We start from the raw sequence: 21,104 nt of genomic DNA on the forward strand, positions 1-21,104 counted from the left end.
TTTTAAAAAAATTTCGTAGCATATAGACACTTGGATTAAAAAGTTTTATAATGATGGTGTCATCCATCTTAATTATCTTAATTTTTAGGAGGTTATGCTATGTTATCAAAAGAAAAGTTAAAACAAAGTCTTGCTAATAGCAATACTGCCGTCCTCATTCTGAATATCATCTTTCTCATTTTTGGATTATTTGGTGTTTTAGGACTTGTTACACTTGCTATGAACCTTGAAGAGTTTATCAAACAAGTGCCTGATCAAGAAGCAGTCTATCGCGCTAGCTTGACTCCGCTAGCTATTTTAGGAGTTGTTGTCAGTGTCACTATCACGGGAACCATTGTTATTTTATCCTGGTTAAACCGCAAACGCATCAAAAATAATCAGCCTTCTAAACTCCCTTACTATCTTGGGGCAGCTCTTCAACTCTATACTAGTTTGACCAATATCTTCAGTCTCTTTTTAACAAAAGCTAGTACAGGAATTTTACTAGGACTTGGAGTCAACTTAGCTCTTCTTGCCCTCTATGTTTTTGTGCTTTACAAAATCAATCAACTCGAAAAAGCAATTGCTGAATCATAAAGCAATCATTTAAAATAAGCTCCATGAGCCAAAGCTCATGGAGCTTATTCTTTTTAAAGATTATCATCCCTAAATTTTTAGCTTTATAAGGGCTTAAAAACACCCATCTTGGCTCAATTTTCCCTTAAACATAATACAAGTAAACTCCTCACAACAGCCTATCTGCAAATAAAAAAGATAATTCCATAATAGAACTATCTTTTCACTCAATTTTATGCAAATACAGAAATACGTTCTTTGCTGTAACCACCTTTTTCAGCAATATCAACCAAAGCCACCGCATAGTCGGCGTAACTGATATAGCTTTCACCTTCGTCATTGACTTGGAAAACCTCACCAGCAAGGCTATAGGCACCTGTCTTTGGACCTTCCGCATCAAAATCGGATGCAGGGCTGATATAGGTCCAGTTGACAGCTGTCGCCTGACGGTAAACCTCAAGACCTGCTCCCATCGCCTCTGCAATTGGTAGATATTCTGCAGGAAAATCTGGCGCATCCTTAAGCATAGCTGTCTGGCTCTCATCTAGATAAAGGCTACCTGCACCACCAACTACTAAGAGACGAGTTGGACTATCTGCAAGGATGGTTGCTAGATGCTCAGCTAGGCGACTGTGATCTGGTAGCGTTTCTGGTATCCAAGCACCAAAGGCATTGACCACCACATCAAATCCTGCCAAGTCTTCCTTGGTCAAATCAAAAGCATCTTTTTGAAGAACATCTTCAGCTGCACTCTTGTTTTCAGAACGGACAATAGCCGTCACCTGATGACCACGTTCTACTGCTTCCTTTGCAATGGCTTGACCTGCTTGACCGTTGGCTGCGATAATGGCTAATTTCATGTTGATACCTCACTTATTTCGTTGTAATGTTTTTGTTTACAATTATAGTATATCCTCGTTTCGTTGTAATGTCAAGTGTTACAACGAAGAAAATTTAAAAAAATCATCACAAAGATGATTTTTCTTGAAAATATGGCTACAATTCTGCCAATAAATCAGCAATGGTCGTCCTTCCCAACTCTCTTTCCAGAGCCGACTGGGCATTCTCTAGACGATGATCCAGTAAAGGATGAATATTGCGACCTACCTGACAGTTTGGATTGGGCTGCTCATGAAAGCCGAAGAGTTGTCCCTTTTCGCCAAACAACTCTACAGCCTGATAGACCTGTAAGAGAGTCATCTGGTCTGGAGCCTTTGCCAAGCGGGCACCTCCGACCCCACGCGCCACCTGAACCAGACCTGCCTCTTTGAGCTGAGCTAAAATATTTCGGATAATGACAGGATTGACACCCACACTGCCAGCAATGCTGGTACTGGTCTGTTTTTCCTTTTCTCCCTCCAAGGCCAGTAAGACCAAAATATGACTGGCTATGGTAAATCTACTCGAAATTTGCATCTTTTCTCCTTTTTTTTCAGTCTAACACAGACCCTATTAGAACTCAAGTCTGAAAATTAGTGACCGTCACCCCTAACAAGCGAATGCCTTTTTCAGCCTGCCCTACCTCTTCAAATAATTGACGAACTTCTCTTTCAATTACTTCTGATTGATCAGTGTATTCATCCAAACTATGCCGCTTTGTCAAGGTTGAAAAGTCACCATAACGAAGCTTCAACACAATGGTTCGTCCTTTTTTCTCATTTCTTTCTAAACTAGCTGCTACTCGTTGACAAAGGCTAATCAGCTCTTTTAGCACATCCTCATCACGATAGAGCAGTTTACGATAAGTTCGCTCCTTACCGATGGACTTACGAACGCGGTTGGCTTTTACTGGACTATTTGAAATACCTCTTGCTTTACGATACAAATCATAGCCAAATCGACCAAATTTATCAATCAAAACCATTTCAGGCACATCTAACAAATCCTTCCCTGTAAAAACTTCCATCTCATGCAGGCGTTCCACCGTTTTCTTCCCAACACCGTGAAATTTTTCAACAGGTAGCGATGATAAAACACTGACAGCATCTTCTGGTAAAATCACCGTCAAGCCATGCGGCTTTTCCATATCCGAAGCAATTTTTGCCAAAAATTTATTGTAGGAAACACCTGCAGATGCTGTGAGATGCAATTCATTCCAAATATCATGTTGGATTAACATAGCAACCTTTACCGCTGAGCTTAAGCCTAGCTTATTTTCTGTCACATCTAGATAGGCCTCATCAATGGACATAGGCTCTACTAAATCTGTGTAGCGATAAAAAATCTCCCTGACCTGTTGCCCCACTGTCTGATATTTTTCATAATTTCCAGAAACAAAAATAGCTTGTGGACAACGTTCATAAGCTTCTTTTGAAGACATGGCTGAATGAATCCCAAATTTTCTAGCTTCATAGTTAGCTGTTGAGACAACCCCTCTTCCACCTGTTAAACGGGGATCTGCACCAATGACCAGAGGCTTCCCCTTCAAAACAGGATTATCTCGCTCTTCAACAGAGGCGAAAAAAGCATCCATATCAATGTGAATAATTTTTCGTGAGGTATCATTGATTAGAGGAAAAATTAACATCGCAAAATTACCACTCTCTATTATCTGAATTATCCCTACAAATTAGAGAAAATATAATACAGTTAGCTATTTTTAAGAATCTGTATTATAAAAGATTTTCTTTAAAATCACTTTTTTTAGTTGTGAAAGCGTTTACTGTATGATATTATATATAGGTAAGTATAACACAGATTGTGTTTTTAAGTATTGAAGGAGAGTCTTACTATGGCAACTGTAAAAACAAACACTGATGTTTTTGAAAAAGCTTGGGAAGGTTTTAAAGGAACCGATTGGCGTGACAAAGCTAGTGTAACACGTTTTGTACAAGCAAACTACACACCGTATGATGGTGATGAAAGTTTCCTTGCTGGACCAACTGAGCGTTCTCTTCACATTAAAAAAATTATTGAAGAAACAAAAGCAGGCTACGAAGCAACTCGTTTCCCTATGGATGTCGATCGTGCAACATCTATTGCTGATATTCCAGCAGGGTTCATTGATAAAGATAATGAATTGATTTTTGGGATCCAAAATGATGAGTTGTTCAAATTAAACTTCATGCCAAAAGGCGGTATTCGTATGGCTGAGACAACACTCATCGAAAACGGATACGAGCCTGATCCTGTTCTTCATGAAATTTATACAAAACACGCTACAACAGTTAATGACGGTATCTTCCGTGCCTACACTGCTGATATCCGCCGTGCGCGTCACTCTCACCACGTTTCTGGTCTTCCAGATGCTTACTCACGCGGCCGTATCATTGGGATGTATGCCCGTCTTGCCCTTTATGGTGCAGACTACTTGATGCAAGAAAAAGTAAATGATTGGAATGCTATCACTGAAATTGATGAAGAAACGATCCGTCTTCGTGAAGAAATCAATATGCAGTATCAAGCTCTTCAACAAGTGGTTCAGCTTGGTGACAACTATGGTGTTGATGTACGTAAACCAGCTATGAACACCAAAGAAGCTATCCAATGGACAAACATTGCCTTCATGGCTGTAGCTCGTGTCATTAATGGTGCTGCAACTTCTCTAGGTCGTGTCCCAATTGTTCTTGACATCTATGCTGAACGTGACTTGGCTCGCGGTACATTTACTGAATCAGAAATCCAAGAATTTGTTGATGACTTCGTATTGAAACTTCGTACAGTGAAATTCGCTCGTACAAAAGCTTTTGATGAAATCTACTCTGGTGACCCTACTTTCTTGACAACATCTATGGCAGGTATGGGTAATGATGGTCGTCACCGTGTTACTAAGATGGACTACCGTTTCTTGAACACTCTTGACAACATTGGCAACTCTCCAGAGCCAAACTTGACAGTTCTTTGGTCTGACCAATTACCATATTCATTCCGTCGTTACTGTATGGCAATGAGCCACAAACACTCTTCTATCCAATATGAAGGGGTAACAACTATGGCTAAAGATGGCTATGGTGAAATGTCATGTATCTCTTGCTGTGTGTCACCACTTGACCCAGAAAGCGAAGACAAACGCCACAACATCCAGTACTTCGGTGCGCGTGTAAACGTTTTGAAAGCTCTTCTTTCAAGCTGGAACAACGGTTATGACGATGTGCACAAAGACTACAAAGTATTTGATGGCGTTGAGCCAAATACTTCTGAAATCTTCGATTATGACCAAGTCATTGCAAACTTTGAAAAAGCTCTTGATTGGTTGACTGATACTTATGTTGATGCCATGAACATCATCCACTACATGACAGATAAGTACAACTATGAAGCTGTTCAAATGGCCTTCTTGCCAACTCACCTACGTGCTAACATGGGATTCGGTATCTGTGGATTTGCAAATACTGTTGACTCTTTATCAGCAATCAAGTACGCACAAGTTAAACCAATTCGTGATGAAGATGGTTTCATCTACGACTATGAAGTAACTGGCGACTTCCCACGCTATGGTGAAGACGATGACCGTGTAGATGACATTGCGAAATGGCTCATGGAAGCTTTCTTCACTCGTTTGAACAAACACAAACTTTACAAAAATGCTGAAGCAACTGTGTCTATCTTGACCATTACATCAAACGTTGCTTACTCTAAACAAACAGCTAACTCACCAGTTCACCGTGGTGTCTTCCTTAATGAAGATGGATCTGTTAACACTTCTAAAGTAGAATTCTTCCCACCAGGTGCTAACCCAACTTCTAAATCTCGTGGTGGTTGGTTACAAAACTTGAACTCCTTGTCTAAACTTGAATTTGCTCATGCCAATGATGGTATTTCATTGACAACACAAGTTTCTCCACGTGCTCTTGGTAAAACATTCGATGAACAAGTTGATAACTTAGTCACTATTCTTGATGGCTACTTTGAAAATGGTGGTCAGCACGTTAACCTAAACGTTATGGACTTAAACGATGTTTACGAAAAAATCATGGCTGGAGAAGATGTTATCGTACGTATCTCTGGATACTGTGTTAACACTAAATACCTTACAAAAGAACAAAAAACTGAATTGACACAACGTGTCTTCCACGAAGTTCTTTCAATGGATGATCACGCTGCCGAAGTATCAGGAAACTAAAAAAAAAATAAAAGAGTTTGAATCCAAACTCTTTTATTTTTTTATTTAATCAAACTTTCCTAGACCCAGAAAAGACTCTTTAATTACTCTGATTAATTGATCTCGATCAAGAATCCACTGGGCTCTGTCATCTTTTTCATAGGTACGATTGGATAAAAAAATGACTGCTTGTTGAGCCTTAGGATGAAACATGATAAATGTTCCAGTGTAACCCGTATGCAAAAGCCACTCATCCTGCAAATCCCAAGCTATCCCTCTTGTTTTAAGATCATTAGAGTACGATTGAGACCAATCTATCGAAAAATCATGGTTTAAATAGTAATTTAGAAATGTTTCTAAATCTTTTAACGTCGAAAATAAACCTGCACTTCCTGTATGATTCCCTAAAACTTGAGCCTTAGGATCATACACTTGACCTGCCGTCTGATTTTTAGTGGTGGGAACAGCATCCCAAACAGGTCCAAATGAAGTCTGTAACATTCCAAGAGGTACAAAAATATTGTCAGCAAAAATCTGATCCAAGTCCTTTTGAAACAGCTCCTCTAGCATAAAACCCAGTAAAATGAAGTTAACATCAGTGTAATGAAATGACCTATCCTTTTTTAATTTCAGACGGTTCATAGCTTCCTTCAACCCCTTAAAATCCAGATGATCACGATTAGGGATATAAGGATCCAAACCACTGGTATGAGTTAAAAGCTGACGCAGAGTGACTTTGTCTTCTTGAAAATCAGGGTAATAACATCTCAGAGTATCATCTAAATGGATTTTTCCCATCTGCAATAACTGTAAACAGATAGTCCCCACACCAATAACCTTACTCACACTGGCCAAATCATAACTAAGATTGGCTTTCGTTGGCTTACCTGGCTCACTTTCTCCAAAATAAAATTCTTGCCATTTTCCATTATTAAAAAGGGCTAGACTAGCCCCTAAATAAATACGATCTTGAATCTGTTCTTGAATTTTTTCTTTTATTTTATCCATATTATTTTACAAACCAAAGTTCGATACGACTGAGATCTGAAATCACAAGAATTTTTTCAGCACGATCCAGATACACTTCTAGCCCTTTAGCTTCAAAATAAGTCTTAAGCTGCGATAAGTCTGTATCAGGATTAACTTTAAATTCCAAGACTTCCAAATCCCAAGTGACATTTGGCTCAACTTGGAGGTCACATCCTTCTTCTACCACAAAGGACAAATTTAAGGGAAGGGCGCCCCCAAATAAATCTTGATAAAAGTCTTGAGCATCTTTAGATGGAACTCGTAATACTATCTCTTGAATAGCAAAATCACTCAAACCCAAATTCTCAGTATGTGATTGAAAATCAGCTGTTTCAATCTCTACCAATGTGGACAAGTCATCCTCAGCATGCAGTAAAAAACGATCCTGCTCTGGAGAGGTGGCTTCAAAAGCAAAACCATTTTCTCCCCTATACAGCTTGTCATAGTCCACTCCTTTGGCTAGGAGGTTTTCAATATCCGCTGCTTGATGACATTTCACCACTATCTGCTTCAATTTTTTCTTTCCATCACGGACACGGCGAGTTCGCATAGATGGTGATTCTTCAATAATAAATTTAATCGTCTGATCCTCTTTACTAGAAAAAAGAGCCAAACCATTTTCCTCAGAATGTAAGTTAAAACCTAGTGTCTCACGATAAAAAGCACTGTTTTTATCCTTGTTATTCACTCGAATAAAAGGCAGGCTAAATACCATATTCTTAAATAATGTCATAATTCCTCCAACCCTATTATTTTAAAAAATTTTTTTTATTTTGACAAATAATTATATGGAAATTAGCCAGACTTTTTCATTATCTAACTAAGATCAACTATCTCACATTTATAAAAAACCACATCCTGTTAGGATGTGGTTTCACGAACGATTAGTTCATATAAAGATATTTAAATAGAGCTACAGCAAGGATTGATGCCAAGATTGGAGCAACAACTGGTACCCATGCGTACCACCATTTTGAATCAGCTTTAGCCTGTCCAAGAACTGTTTTTGGTAAGAAATGGTGAGCAAGACGAGGACCAAGGTCACGTGCTGGGTTAAGTGCTGGACCAGTAGGTCCACCTAATGCCGCAACAAGAGCCATAACAAGGAAACCAATTGCAATGTGAGCTGATGCAAGTGAACCTGTTACAAATGGAGCCACTTGAGTTTCAGCAGTTGTTTGATCATAACCATTTGCAACAAGGCGACCAACTAGCTCTGCACCAAAGAAGTTTTTCGTAAGAGCAAGTGCGCCAAAGAATAGAACGAATGAACCTGCAAACTCGTTAAGGAAACCGTTAATCCATGATGCTTTGTGGCTTTCTTTAGTACCATCATCAAGAGCTGAGATAGTAGAGAATGAGCCTAAGATATGATTTGAATTTTCAGTTTTTAAGAAGTAAGGTTTGTAAACTGTTACCACCACTAATTGACCAAAAATCGCCCCCAATACTTGAGCTACAATATATGGTGCAACGTGTTCCCAAGGGAAGAGTCCTGAAACTGCCAAACCAAGTGTGAAGGCAGGGTTGATGTGGTTACCTGAAACGTTACCAAACATCATAGCTGGCATCATTACTGCCAAACCATAGCCGATCGCAATAACAACCCAACCACTGTTATTTCCTTTTGTCCCTTTAAGGTCTACGTTAGCAACTGAACCATTACCAATAATCAGCAAGAGTGCCGTTGCAATAAACTCAGTAATGTACTTTAAAGTCCATGTGATATCCATGTTGTGTCTGAATTCCTTTCAAAATTGTAAATATTTTTAGACATCTAACATTCTATCAAGTATAATGGATAAAGTAAAGCACTTCTTAAAATAAAAACGCTTACTTGTGAGGTTCCCCTATGAAATTTAACCAATACAGTTATATTCCAACAACGATGGAAAAGGCACTTAGCGAACTAACGCATCTTGGCTTTCAACTTTCTTTAGCTCTCACACCTAAAGAAAATTTAACAGTCTTTCTAAAACGTCTTTTTTTTAATTACCCTGAAAGTGATGAGGTTTTAAAAGATTGGATTGCGGATGAACAGACAGACTTACTTGATTTTTTACAGTCTAATCAAGCTCTTAGTCCTGAAATCTTTTACACTATTGCCTTACAGGCACTTGAGTTTGTTCCTAATTTTGATTTTAGTGATGCAGGACGTTTTGTTCAGGATTGTCAATTTCCTATCCTATATGATGAAGCTAACCTCATTTTAAATCTCTATCAATTATTAACGTGCCGAACAAAGTCAGGTAATAGCCTAATCGATAAACTTGTCAGCACAGGCTTGATACAGGCAGATAATACCTACCATTTTTTTAATGGAAAAAGTCTAGCCACTTTTGATACCTCTCATCTTATTCGGGAAGTTGTCTATGTCGAAACACCCCTTGATACGCAAAATAAAGGACAATACGATCTTGTACGAGTCCGTATTATTCGGCCGAGAACATCCCATCAATTACCAGTCATCATGACCCAAAGTCCTTACAATGAAGGCATCAATGATAAAGCGTCCGATGATAAACTTTATCAAATGGAGGGTGAACTCTCTGTCAAACCTCCACATACAATCTCTGTTGAAAATAAGGAACTAACCTTTGCAAAAATTCCTAAAACACCTGTTCCAGAAGCAGAACAACTCGAAACATTTAGTCATATCCGCAGTTATACCTTAAATGATTATATGCTAGCTAGAGGATTTGCTTCTATCTACGTTTCTGGAATTGGAACTTTAGGTTCTGATGGGTTTATGACATCTGGAGATTACCAACAAGTTGCAAGTTATCAAGCAGTTGTCGATTGGTTAAACGGCAGAGCAAATGCTTATAGCAGCCGTAAACGTGATCAAAAGGTCACCGCTCACTGGGCTTCTGGCTTGGTGGCTACTAGCGGAATTTCTTATCTAGGAACCTTATCCACAGGACTGGCTACTACTGGTGTTGAGGGCTTAAAAGTCATTATTGCAGAAGCTGGAATTAGCTCTTGGTATGACTACTATCGTGAAAATGGTTTGGTGTGTAGCCCTGGAGGTTATCCTGGTGAGGATCTAGATGTCCTTACAGAACTAACCTACTCTCGTAATCTACTTGCTGGAGATTACCTTAAAAACAATGCCCTTTATCAAACACAACTAGATCAACAGTCCCAGTCTCTTGATAGGCTATCTGGCGATTATAATCAATTTTGGCATGATCGTAACTATCTCATCCATGCCAACAACGTTAACTGTGAGGTCATTTACACCCATGGTTTGCAAGATTGGAATGTTAAACCGGGACAGGTCTATCATATCTTGCAGGCACTTCCTGATACTGTTAAAAAACATGTCTTTTTGCATCAAGGGGCCCATGTTTATATGAACAATTGGCAGTCTATTGATTTTAGAGAAACCATAAATGCACTTTTGTGTGATCGCATCCTAGATATCGGGACACATTTTAAATTGCCTACTGTTATTTGGCAAGACAATAACCTTGAACAAACATGGAGAAACTTAGAAACATTTGGAAGCTCCCATAACAAGCGTCTTGGCCTTGGCCAAGAAGAAAAAACCATCCCTAATGCCTATACTCAAGATGATTTTGAACGTTATGGTAAAAACTTTCATCACTTTAAAGCTGATCTGTTTAGCCAAAAAACTAAGGCAGTGACGATCGATTTCCCTATCAAACAGGATTTATGGATCAATGGTCCAATCAAACTAAACCTTCGCCTAAAATCCTCTACCAATAAAGGCATCCTCTCTGCCCAGATACTAGATCATACCACCAAAAAAGGTTTTGGAGACAATCCTCGCCCTCTATTTGCTCAAAGCCTAGATAATGGTGTCAACTTTTCACGTGAAAACCTAGTGGAACTTCCCTTTGCAACGCAAGAGAAGCGCGTGGTCACAAAAGGATTTTTAAACTTGCAAAATCGCACTCATTTGCTAAAAGTAGAGCCTGTTGTTCCAAATGAATGGATGTCCATTGAACTTTCTTTACAACCTACTATTTATCAATTTTTAGCTGGTGATACCTTGCGGTTAGTTCTTTATACAACAGATTTTGAACACACCATACGTGATAATACCGACTATCATTTAACAGTAGATTTGGCACAGTCAACAATAAACTTACCAGTTCAACCAAATACAAACTAATTAGATTAGATAGAACAGTTAGCAACCAATATCAAAATAGATACCTTTGAGAGAATCCTAGATGCTCTAGAAACAGATGTTGAACATTTTTTTGATATTAGCATCAAGGAAAATAATCCTGAGGTTTCACAATTACTGGATTTACTGTCAGAGCTACCAAAAGACAGACAAGAAAAAAGCATTAAAGCTTTTCAAAGTTTGTTAGAACAAATGAAATAAATATAAGGTGACCAAAAATAGCTTCCCTCATAAAAGGAAGCTATTTTACATATTAAAAGGGAACTGCTCTAAATATCAAACTTATTAGTACAACTTCTTCAATCCAAATTTTGAGTTATGTCCTAAACATGATATAATAACTAAGAAAGAAAAAGTCGCTTCTGCCTTTGAAAATGTTTAACAATAAGGCAAAATAGGGCAACAAAAATTCAACAAGAGGGTCTAACCCCTTGATACGAAAGGAATCTTAAAAATCTTATGATGAATATGCAAAACATGATGAAGCAAGCACAGAAGCTTCAAAAACAAATGGAAAAAGCACAAGCTGACTTAGCGGCAACAACCTTTACAGGAAAATCTGCGCAAGATTTGGTTACAGCCAACTTCACTGGAGACAAAAAATTAGTTTCCATCAACTTCAAAGAAGCCGTTGTTGATCCTGATGATCTTGAAACACTTGAAGATATGACGGCACAAGCTATCAATGATGCCCTTAGTCAGATTGATGACGCTACCAAAAAGTCTCTCGGAGCTTTTGCTGGAAAACTACCCTTTTAAATGACCTTAAAAACTCCCATAGAGATAGCAAGTGCTAACCTTTATGGGAGTTTTAATACCAATATTAAAAAGGAGATATTATGAAAAAGAGTTTTAGTCGTTTTAGGACAGAATTTATTGCCATCTTGGTCCTTGCCTTATGTATCTCAGGAATGCAATTTCAATTTTCCAGTTTATCGAAATTAGCCCTTCCTGCCAAAGATTTTCCCTTATTTTTATTGGCTTGTAGCTTATTGGCACTTTATCTGATTCCCTTTATCTTTTTAACCAACTACCTCAAAAAACGTTTTCACATTCCTCAACCGATAATCATCAGCAGCTGGCTCTTTGGCTTGCTCATACCAGCAAATATTGGATCCTTGGGCAATGATGGTCTCTCTTACATCCTCCTAACTTTAGACCCTAAACGCCATATTTTAAATGACTGGGGAGCTTCTCTAACAGCGCCTTTTGCAGAAGAGATTGGAAAAGGATTAGTTGTACTGTTGGTATTCTTACTCTTTAGAAAGTTATCCCTAAAAGCAGGGCTAGTCGTCGGGATGATTGCTGGTATGGGATTTCAGCTCTCTGAAGACATTTACTACCTCTCTCAAGCAGCGATTAACAAGGAGCAAAATGTTTTCTCTATGGCATTTGAACGCATCGCCTCATCTGGCGTCAGCCACTGGGTCTTTACGGCTATCTTTTCACTGGGTCTCCTTGCTCTTGTCTCAAAAAGCAACCTCATTTCTAAACAAAAAGCTATCCTTTTTCTCTTAGCGCCTGTAGCCCTTCACTTCCTGTGGAACTCTCCGCTTGATTTTACAGGTATTGAAACTTTTTATGGGACATTAAACTGGATTGTTTTACTACTAGCCTTCAAAACAGTTGATCAACTACCAGATGATAAGGAAGAAGCTATAAAATAAGGCTCTATAATTTCTATAGTGGGTAAATCCACTATAGAGATTATGGGGTCTTTTTAAGTGTAAAAAGCTCCATATGACCTATGATGAAAAGCGTTCAAGCAAATCATTAGAAAGAGTTCATATGGAACTCCTTAAACATACTACAGATGTAGGCGGATTAAAAGATAGAATCATTAAAATCCTGATCGTTTTACAGCTTCACACCTACATCTAGATATGTGCAAAATTGGACTATCAAACACCTGACTGTTCCTATTATCAAGGAAAAAGGATTCCCAAACAAGGAGAAGTAAGAAATCTGATTTTTTATCAAAATAACACCTAACAGAATAAAGCCTGTTTCAAGCCCCCCTCATTGATGGTATAATAGCTCTATACTTTTAGAAAGGATAGTTATGAAAAAGAAATCTTACCAAGTTTTAGGAATTAGTCTTTTCAGTAGTTTATTGCTGGCAACACCCAAGGTCTTAGCTGATGAAATTTCACTTACACCTGCTGCTAACTCTAATACATCTGAAACGACTGCTAGTCAAGTAACGAATTATACAGACCATCAACCGTTAAACCAAGCTCTTTCAACAGCAGCTTCCGAAGGTATTGTGGTTGTCGCAGATGACACTGTGAGTTACGACACAAAACAGGCAGTTAAAAATGACTATAATGCACAAACCCAAACAGTCAATCAGCTGGTATCAGACTATCAAGCTGCTAAAGCGGACTATCAAAAAGCTGATCAGGCCTATCAGAACAACCAAAAAGAGGTTGAGAATTATCAAAAAGAAACACAAGCCTATCAAAATTATTTAGCTGCAGAAAAACAATACCAGACTGACTATAAGCAATATCAAAATCAACTAAAAACTTATGAAACAGCGGTAGCTAAAAATGATCTGTTAAAAACTGATTATCAAGTAGCCCTATCTCAATACCAACAAGAGGAAACCTCTTATCAAAAGGCCTTAGGGGAATATCAGAAACAGGTTGACCTCAATAAAGAAAAGGAAGCTCAGTTTCAGAAAGATCTGGCGAACTATGAAACAGCCCTCAATGATTATGAAGTGGCTAAAAAGGAATTTGATCAGGTCAAGGCAGACAATGATCAACTGCTTTCTCTTTATGAAGAGAAACTCAACCTCTACCAACAGAATCATAGGGAGTGGGAGCTTGAGAAAGCTCTTTACGACGAAAAGCTTAAGGCAGCTGAAGCTGACACCCTAAAAGATGGGTTTCTAAGCAAAGTTCATGCCCAATACCTCATCTTCAAAAATGAGCCTAACGCTAAAGTTAGCTTTGAAGGGGTTCAAGATTTCTTTGGGGCTAATCATGACTTTGGCCTTGCCCTAGCAGGTATTTCAGGAAATCCAAAGGACATCACCAGAGACCAACAGCCTAACTTAGCGATAGGAGTGGGGGGAGCTACCGCTGCTGGGGCAGGAGATGGCTATGGAGTTTTCTTAAAACAGGGTCAACCGATTACCGTCACCTATACTGGACTGGAAAAATCAACCTATAAGGGACGCGCTATCACAAAGGTTATCTATACCTTTGAGTTAGTCTCTACCTTTAGTCCTGAACAAGTAGCTACCGCTTTTATCTATAAAGACCCCACTAAAACGATCTATGTCGGTCATCATGGTGATAATCATGCCACTACGGACTTTACGATTCATCAGACCATTCGTTTTTACTATAATGATACCGAACAAGTCATTCTAGACGAAGCTACCTCGTCTTTACTCTCTCTTTCTTCTTTAAATCATAGTTTTGAGTTTGGTGAACAAGAATACGTCAAGCTTAGCGATACGATGACCTTTATTCCTATTACAGGTTCATCTGTTTCCTCAAAAGATGGGATTGTTGCTTCTTTTGGAAGTAACAATAGTAAAGCCGATGGGTCAAAATATGATCGTGCTGACTGGGATAATGATGGGGATGATAATGAATACTTTGGCGCTGGTGTGGCTAAGATTGTAGGATCTACCATTGCCTTTGACTTTGGAATACGGTATAGTCAAGTAGATATTAATCAATCCAGTAACCCAGGACAATTACGAAACAGTTCACGCCTCTGGTTTGCGGTGAATACGGATCTCAAAGCATCAGGGATATTAGATGCCCAGTTAAGAGAAGAACCCCAAGCGCCTGAGAAACCGACACTCAATACAGCCATCAAGGAGCCAAGCAAACCCAATAAACCTCAAGCACCTGAACTGATCTCTCCTCAGAAACCACAGGCACCAACCAAACCAAGTGAGCCAAACTATCAACCTCTTCCAAAGAAGCCAGTTGCTCCTAATGTACCTAAAAAGATAAATAAGCCTCAGAAACCAAAGGCTATAGCTAAACCCACACCACCTAATCTTCCTGTTATCTTTTACCACAAGGCTAGTTTCAAACCAGTTGTGAAAAATGCGGTAGCTAAGCCAGTTCAGGCGACAACGATTAGCTCAAAAACAGCTAAAGCAAGGGTTTACTACTTACCCGTAATGGTTAGCCCAACTCAAAGTCCAATCTATCCAAGCTATCGCCCCAACTATACTTTTAGTCCTACTAAAATTGTTGGTACTCTGGGTCCTCAATATTCAATGTCAATTAAGTCTTTGAATCCTGTCAGAGTCCAGTCTCAGAAGAAACCCAATCAACACTCCTCTAATAAGAAGGATCCTGATGATAAAGAGGATTGGTTTGGAGAAAATACTGGAATTAAGAATATCGATACAGGGGAGCGCTATCAAGATAATTTAATCAACTTTATTAAAGAGATTGGTCAAAAGGCTAAGAAAAAACATGGTCATGACCTGAATAAAATTAATAGGGATATTGCTTTAACATTGGCTTCTCCTTCCTATGGTGATGACAAGTTACAGAATTTTTTTAGTACTTTTAAAGGTTCAATATATAAGGTATCTGATGGTGCAAAAAATGCAATAGTAGATAATCATGAAAACGGAAAGATTGATTTTGCCCATGTCATGACAACACTTGCTTCTTTGGAGGACCAAAAATTCTCAGATAATTTGATCAAGAAACTGTCTTCACGCTCTTTTCTCTTAGCGTTTTTTCTAAAAAATCCAATGTTAGGCCACTCCATTAATGACCGTCATCAGCGTAACATTATACTTGAGCAGAATTCATTACTTGGGGATATCTTCACAACCATGCCAGTGTCTGATATTTATACCGATATGGATTCGATTATCCTCTCTAGACACCCTAAGTATAAGCATTTACCATTAGATCAACGCATCCTTGCTTATTATAATCAAGAACATCTAGATAAAAAGCGGAAAGACCTCTTTTTGGAAGTCTATGGGATGAATAAAGGAAAGGACAAGGGGGAAGCCCAATTAAGCTCCTTCATCGAAATTGTAGCGAGTTTTCTAACCATTGGTGGTCTTGGATTATTGGGGTATTCTGTGGTAAACGGGAAGTATAAAAATATTGATAATCACATCCATCAAGTGGATACTGTCCTTTATGACGGCAATATTAATAAGTTTCTTAAACACCCCCTAAAAACAACAAAAGCTGCCATTGCCAAAACCATTGAGAAAAAGGTGGTCAAACCTGTTACTAAGGCCCTTAAAACCATCAATAACAAGATCATTAAACCAGTGACTAAAACCATTAAGAATAAGATCATTAAACCTATTACTAAAGCTATTAAAACTATCAATAATAAGGTTATTAAACCTGTTGTGCGGACTTTCAAGAAAACAAGGGCTAAGGTCATTAAGAATATCAAGACATTTGTGACTAAAACAGTTCCCAAAAAAGTGAATAAAGTCATAAAAAAAGTCCCTACTGCTAAAAAAGTGATGGCAAAAGTTAGGAAAGTGATTCCTCAACCTGTCAAGAAGGCTATCAAAAAAGTCCCCCAACCCCTTAAGAGGGTGGTGAGGAAGGTGGTACAACCCCTTAGAAGAGCGAGAGTGGCGAGACCTGTTTTTCAGCCTGTCCGAAAAGTCATTAGACGAGCAGCACCTGTTATTAGAAAAGTGAATAGACCTGTCCAGAAATCAAGTAAAAAACGGAGAAGATAAGCAATGAAAAAGAAAAAAATGTCTTTTATCAAAAGAATGATGATCACAATTGTTGTGCTAGCTATTGGCTCTCTTACCAGCTTCCTTTACATCTATCATAATTTTTCCACCTACTTCATCTATTATGCCAAGCATATCCCTCACGAAAAAGGTGCTAATCCTGAAATGGTATTTATTGTAGACTATCTAGACTATCTAGACTATCTAGGAGAATCCTCTATTAAAGGATTAAAATATAGTACAGATGGGTATAATGCGATCGTAAAAAATCATTCTTTTTCAGTAAGGCAAGGCGTCATTCACGTCTCTTCTAAATATGAAGTCTCGATCTACAAGGGTACAGATGAAGAGATATACCGCATATATTTGTTTGATAAGAGTGGGAAATTCATGGCTTACTATTATCAGAAGCCTGGTGTAAAGAAAGGTATTTATGATAAGAGTACTGTCAGACAAAAAGAGGCACAGAGCTATGTGGATGAGGTGATCAATCCCATTGTGGAAAAGATGGAGACAAAGCCAAGCGTCAACTTACAATGGCTGTTTAATAAGATCTATCAAAAACGATTTGAATAAAAAGCAATTATCCTGTCCAGAAATCAAGTAAAAAACGGAGAAGATAAGCAATGAAAAAGAAAAAAATGCCTTTTATCAAAAGAATGATGATCACAATTGTTGTGCTAGCTATTAGCTCTCTTACCAGCTTCCTTTATATTGACCATAATTTTTCCACCTACTTTATCTACTATGCCAAGCATATCCCTCACGAAAAAGGTGCCAATCCTGAAATGGTATTTATTTTAGACTATCTAGACTATCTAGGAGAATCCTCTATTAAAGGTTTAAGATACGATACGGATGGTCATAATGCAATCATTAAAAATCATTCATTTTTTGTAGGTCAAGGAAATTTTAAGCCCTCTTCTAAATATCTAGTTCTAATCTTCAAGGGTACAGATGAAGAGATATACCGCACTTATTTGTTTGATAAGAGTGGGAAATTCATGGCTTACTATTATCAGAAGCCTGGTGTAAAGAAAAGCATTTATGACAAGAGTGCTGTCAGACAAAAAGAGGCACAGAGCTATGTGGATGAGGTGATCAATCCCATTGTTGAAAAGATGGAGACAAAGCCAAGCGTCAACTTACAATGGCTGTTTAATAAGATCTATCAAAAACAATTTGAATAAAAAGCTAATATAAAAAACTATTCCCACATCATACATGTGGGAATAGTTTTTTATGGGTTAATAACTTAATGTAATGGCATTGGACACCAGCTCTCTTTATTTACTGCGCTCTTTCGCTAGCTCCAAACAGTAGGAGGTGGCCTTACAATTAGGACAGCTTAGTTTTCGTGTTTTAGGTGTATGCTTTGCCTTTATAAAAGACAGATAAGTAGGCTTAAAAGTCTTGTGGCAGTGCGGACATAGATAAACCATTTTTTGATAGTAATATCGGGTAAGACCATAAACACCCACTAAAAAGGCTGCAGCTGTTAGTCCTCCTAATAAAAGAGAGTGCCTTTGATCTGCCCAATGAAAAGCTAACGTAACAACCACTACAATTCCCAGTAGATAAAGGAAAAATAACCTAAAAGTCTGATGCCAAAGTTTTTGATTTTTCATGATAAGCGAAACGTCTGATAGAGTCTCAAGTGAAGAGTTGGGATAGGTTTTCAAACTGTTAAGCAGAGTGACAGCTGTATCAAGCTTGGTCTTCTGTTCTAAAAGGACCATTTTTAAATGTCCAATGTGCTCCTGTAAGATCAATTCAAGGACTACACTAGAATCGTCCTCAGCCAGTAACCTTTTTATCTGTTCTATGGAAAAATCCATCTCCCTTAGAAAACAGATCATTTTCAGCTGTTGTAAATCCCTATCGTTATAAATACGCCTACCACCCTCTGTCAACTCAGAGGGTATTAAAATACCTCGTTGGTCATAGTACTGTACTGTTCGAACTGACACACCAGCTAGCTTTGCCAACTCCCCTGTCGAATAGGTATCAGACATTTCCTACACCTTCTTTCTATATACTGATGAGACAACGTGTAAATCCTGTGCACCTGATTTCCCTTTGTTCCTATCCATTATAGAAGATCACCCTAGGTCACAAACAAGCCCTTACCTAAGGTGATTTTTTATCAATCCAACCAATTTCCTAGACTTGCAAAAGGATTATCAATGCTCACTTCTTCTTGTTTTTCTAGAAGTTGGCGGTTTTCATCAAACTCAAGGAATTTTTCATAGACTTGGGCTGTCATCCGTGCATCCTCCAAGCTATTGTGTCCTTGACCTTTAATGTCTAAAAAATTAGCGACTGTCTGTAATTTTAAATTAGCAATCCCATTCAAATCTGTGCTACGGCGTTCAAAGGCTTGATCATAAAGATCAACTTGATAAAGCGAGGTCAAATCCAATCCATTTTCTAATAGTAAAGGAAGGTCACTTTTTTGAGCATTATAGCCAATTAAAGGGACTTGACCTACAAAATCTTTAAAACTCACTAACACCTGCTCTATCTGTGGTGCCGATTGAATTTTTTCAGCTGTAATACCAGTTAAACCATTGATAAAACTCTGTAAAGGAACCCTACTGTAAACATAACTGTCAAAACTGTCAACTTCAATCCCTTGACAATAACGCACCGCTGAAACTTGAATAATATGGCTGACATCATCAACTGTATTAAATTCCAAATCAAAAGCAATATACTCTGTTAATGTCTTCATCTCATTTCCTCCAAAAAAGAGTGGAAACCATCTAAACACCCCACTCTTTTCATCTTATCTGCTTATTTTTTAAAAAGACGTGCAAAGAAACCTTTACGAGCTTCAACTTCTTTTTGGCTTTGAATTTCTTCCACTTCAGCTTTTGCTTCATTCAAAGCTAATTGTAACTTTTTACTATCTTCCATAGCTGCCAAAGTCAACTGTTGTTGTTGATCTAGCTGCTTATCTTTTTCTGCGATCTGAACATCCTTGACACGCAATTGTTCATCTTTTTCAGCTAGTTGCACATCCTTAGCCTTAATCTGATCATAGAGACGTGTGATCTCAGTATTTTTTTCATCTACTAAGATTTGTAGTAACTCACGGTCATTAGCCTCTTCTTTCACAGGCTGATCTTCAAAAATGGTCTTATTGTAAATCTGCTCAAGCTTTAACAGTCCTTCACGCTTAACCACTGTCACCCCTTTGTCATTTTTGGTTAAATCTTCTTCTGGAAGAGACTTGACACGGTTGTTGACAGCTTGACGACTGACACCCAAAATCTCAGCAATTTCACTAACGGTTTTTTCAACTGACATTCTATCTTCACCTCGATTATTATTTCATTTATGATAGCACAGTTGACAACAACTGTCAATCTGACTTGACACCTCACATTAGTGAAAAATAGAACTTTTATGGTAAAATAAAAGCATGACACATTTTGATACTATCGTAATCGGAGGAGGACCTGCAGGCATGATGGCAGCTATTGCTTCTAGCTTCTACGGTCAAAAAACTCTCCTCCTTGAAAAAAATCGTAAACTCGGTAAAAAATTAGCTGGAACTGGTGGTGGACGTTGTAATGTTACCAACAATGGTAGTCTTGAGGACCTATTAGCTGGTATCCCAGGAAATGGTCGTTTTCTCTACAGTGTTTTCTCACAGTTTGACAATCATGATATCATAAACTTTTTTGAAGAAAATGGCGTCAAACTCAAAGTAGAAGACCACGGACGAATGTTTCCCACAACAGATAAATCTCGAACGATTATCGATTGTTTGGAAAAGAAAATCTTAGAACTAGGTGGGCAGATCAAAACGCAGTTTGAAGTGGTTTCGGTCAAAAAAATCGATCAACTTTTCCACATCAAATCTAGTGATACTTGTTTTACCTGTGAAAAACTCATTGTCACTACTGGCGGAAAATCTTACCCATCCACAGGTTCCACAGGATTCGGTCATGAGATTGCCCGACACTTCAAACTAGATGTGACAGCTCTTGAAGCCGCTGAAAGTCCCCTCTTAACCGATTTTCCACATAAAGCACTCCAAGGGATCTCTTTGGATGATGTGACCTTGAGCTATGGTAAACACCTTATCACGCATGATCTTCTCTTTACCCATTTTGGACTTTCTGGTCCTGCTGCCCTGCGACTATCTAGCTTTGTAAAAGGAGGAGAAACAGCACATCTTGATTTTCTTCCACAAACAAGTGAGGAAGAATTGTTGACCTTATTTGAAGCACAACGTGAAAAATCCTGTAAAAATGTCTTAAAAGACTTACTGCCTGAACGCCTAGCAGATTTTTTAGCGCAGCCTTTCCCTAAAAAAATCAAGCAACTCTCCCCACAAGAAAAGCAAGTCCTTGTGGACAACCTCAAAGCTTTCCCCATCAACATCACAGGCAAAATGTCTTTGGCTAAATCCTTTGTCACTAAAGGTGGCGTAGATTTAAAAGAAATCAATCCTAAGACCCTAGAAAGTAAAAAAGTTTCTGGACTTCATTTTGCAGGAGAAGTGTTAGATATTAACGCCCATACAGGTGGCTTCAACATCACTTCTGCCCTCTGCACAGGCTGGGTGGCAGGAACACCAAGGTATTAAACCTCCAATA

Annotated in this window: 18 protein-coding genes; 9 read left to right on the plus strand and 9 right to left on the minus strand. The window is 38.4% G+C overall.

What is annotated here, in order from left to right; all coding sequences use genetic code 11:
- Positions 1-99: 99 nt before the first annotated feature.
- The gene (locus tag ACEE75_RS09150) at positions 100-576 is read left to right on the plus strand and encodes a hypothetical protein (protein ID WP_447574283.1); all 477 of its coding nucleotides are present in this window, start codon (positions 100-102) and stop codon (positions 574-576) included.
- Between the two features lie 212 nt (positions 577-788).
- On the opposite strand, the gene ACEE75_RS09155 is transcribed toward ACEE75_RS09150, so the two are convergent.
- The 3 genes from ACEE75_RS09155 to dinB form a co-directional block, all read right to left on the minus strand.
- Positions 789-1,415 (minus strand): NAD(P)-dependent oxidoreductase, encoded by a 627-nt coding sequence (locus tag ACEE75_RS09155; RefSeq protein ID WP_447574282.1) that lies wholly within the window; start codon positions 1,413-1,415, stop codon positions 789-791.
- 136 nt (positions 1,416-1,551) lie between these two features.
- Positions 1,552-1,971 (minus strand): Rrf2 family transcriptional regulator, encoded by a 420-nt coding sequence (locus ACEE75_RS09160; protein ID WP_427895069.1) that lies wholly within the window; start codon positions 1,969-1,971, stop codon positions 1,552-1,554.
- Between the two features lie 43 nt (positions 1,972-2,014).
- Positions 2,015-3,082 (minus strand): DNA polymerase IV, encoded by a 1,068-nt coding sequence (gene dinB, locus ACEE75_RS09165; RefSeq protein WP_354369745.1) that lies wholly within the window; start codon positions 3,080-3,082, stop codon positions 2,015-2,017.
- Between the two features lie 204 nt (positions 3,083-3,286).
- Between dinB and pflB the strand changes: the two genes are divergently transcribed.
- On the plus strand, positions 3,287-5,617 hold the full coding sequence (gene pflB / locus ACEE75_RS09170) for a formate C-acetyltransferase (protein ID WP_447574281.1): 2,331 nt from the start codon (positions 3,287-3,289) through the stop codon (positions 5,615-5,617).
- 45 nt (positions 5,618-5,662) lie between these two features.
- Here the strand turns inward: pflB and ACEE75_RS09175 are convergent, their stop codons facing one another.
- From ACEE75_RS09175 to gla, 3 genes are all read right to left on the minus strand, one after another.
- Positions 5,663-6,604: a serine hydrolase domain-containing protein gene (locus ACEE75_RS09175; RefSeq protein ID WP_447574280.1), complete on the minus strand. Its 942-nt coding sequence runs from the start codon at positions 6,602-6,604 to the stop codon at positions 5,663-5,665.
- 1 nt (position 6,605) lies between these two features.
- Positions 6,606-7,358 (minus strand): CppA N-terminal domain-containing protein, encoded by a 753-nt coding sequence (locus ACEE75_RS09180; protein ID WP_447574279.1) that lies wholly within the window; start codon positions 7,356-7,358, stop codon positions 6,606-6,608.
- Between the two features lie 151 nt (positions 7,359-7,509).
- On the minus strand, positions 7,510-8,358 hold the full coding sequence (gene gla, locus ACEE75_RS09185) for an aquaglyceroporin Gla (protein WP_447574278.1): 849 nt from the start codon (positions 8,356-8,358) through the stop codon (positions 7,510-7,512).
- Between the two features lie 119 nt (positions 8,359-8,477).
- Here gla and ACEE75_RS09190 point away from each other — a divergent pair, with 119 nt between their 5' ends.
- The 6 genes from ACEE75_RS09190 (at position 8,478) to ACEE75_RS09215 (ending at position 17,684) form a co-directional block, all read left to right on the plus strand.
- Positions 8,478-10,766: a Xaa-Pro dipeptidyl-peptidase gene (locus tag ACEE75_RS09190; RefSeq protein ID WP_447574277.1), complete on the plus strand. Its 2,289-nt coding sequence runs from the start codon at positions 8,478-8,480 to the stop codon at positions 10,764-10,766.
- Positions 10,767-11,243: 477 nt separating this feature from the next.
- The gene (locus ACEE75_RS09195) at positions 11,244-11,543 is read left to right on the plus strand and encodes a YbaB/EbfC family nucleoid-associated protein (protein ID WP_354369606.1); all 300 of its coding nucleotides are present in this window, start codon (positions 11,244-11,246) and stop codon (positions 11,541-11,543) included.
- 80 nt (positions 11,544-11,623) lie between these two features.
- Complete coding sequence (locus ACEE75_RS09200; RefSeq protein WP_447574276.1) at positions 11,624-12,451, plus strand: PrsW family intramembrane metalloprotease; 828 nt, start codon at positions 11,624-11,626, stop codon at positions 12,449-12,451.
- Positions 12,452-12,846: 395 nt separating this feature from the next.
- The gene (locus ACEE75_RS09205) at positions 12,847-16,494 is read left to right on the plus strand and encodes a GbpC/Spa domain-containing protein (protein WP_447574275.1); all 3,648 of its coding nucleotides are present in this window, start codon (positions 12,847-12,849) and stop codon (positions 16,492-16,494) included.
- A gap of 3 nt (positions 16,495-16,497) precedes the next feature.
- Entirely contained in the window at positions 16,498-17,070 is a 573-nt protein-coding gene (locus tag ACEE75_RS09210) for a hypothetical protein (protein WP_447574274.1), read from the plus strand.
- Between the two features lie 50 nt (positions 17,071-17,120).
- Positions 17,121-17,684, plus strand: a complete 564-nt coding sequence (locus ACEE75_RS09215; RefSeq protein ID WP_447574273.1) for a hypothetical protein — start codon at positions 17,121-17,123, stop codon at positions 17,682-17,684.
- Positions 17,685-17,780: 96 nt separating this feature from the next.
- On the opposite strand, the gene ACEE75_RS09220 is transcribed toward ACEE75_RS09215, so the two are convergent.
- The 3 genes from ACEE75_RS09220 to ACEE75_RS09230 all read right to left on the minus strand — a co-directional run bounded on the left by ACEE75_RS09220 (position 17,781) and on the right by ACEE75_RS09230 (position 19,806).
- Positions 17,781-18,509: a MerR family transcriptional regulator gene (locus tag ACEE75_RS09220; RefSeq protein WP_447574272.1), complete on the minus strand. Its 729-nt coding sequence runs from the start codon at positions 18,507-18,509 to the stop codon at positions 17,781-17,783.
- 131 nt (positions 18,510-18,640) lie between these two features.
- A complete protein-coding gene (locus tag ACEE75_RS09225; RefSeq protein WP_354369621.1) occupies positions 18,641-19,228 on the minus strand; it encodes a 3'-5' exonuclease in 588 nt (195 codons plus the stop codon).
- A gap of 62 nt (positions 19,229-19,290) precedes the next feature.
- Positions 19,291-19,806 carry a DUF536 domain-containing protein gene (locus tag ACEE75_RS09230; protein ID WP_354369622.1) on the minus strand — a complete coding sequence of 172 codons (516 nt, stop codon included), beginning with the start codon at positions 19,804-19,806 and terminating at the stop codon, positions 19,291-19,293.
- A 115-nt stretch (positions 19,807-19,921) separates the two neighbouring features.
- Here ACEE75_RS09230 and ACEE75_RS09235 point away from each other — a divergent pair, with 115 nt between their 5' ends.
- The gene (locus tag ACEE75_RS09235) at positions 19,922-21,094 is read left to right on the plus strand and encodes an NAD(P)/FAD-dependent oxidoreductase (protein WP_447574271.1); all 1,173 of its coding nucleotides are present in this window, start codon (positions 19,922-19,924) and stop codon (positions 21,092-21,094) included.
- Positions 21,095-21,104 lie beyond the last annotated feature (10 nt).

Source organism: Streptococcus sp. 11273D007BT, assembly GCF_053547195.1.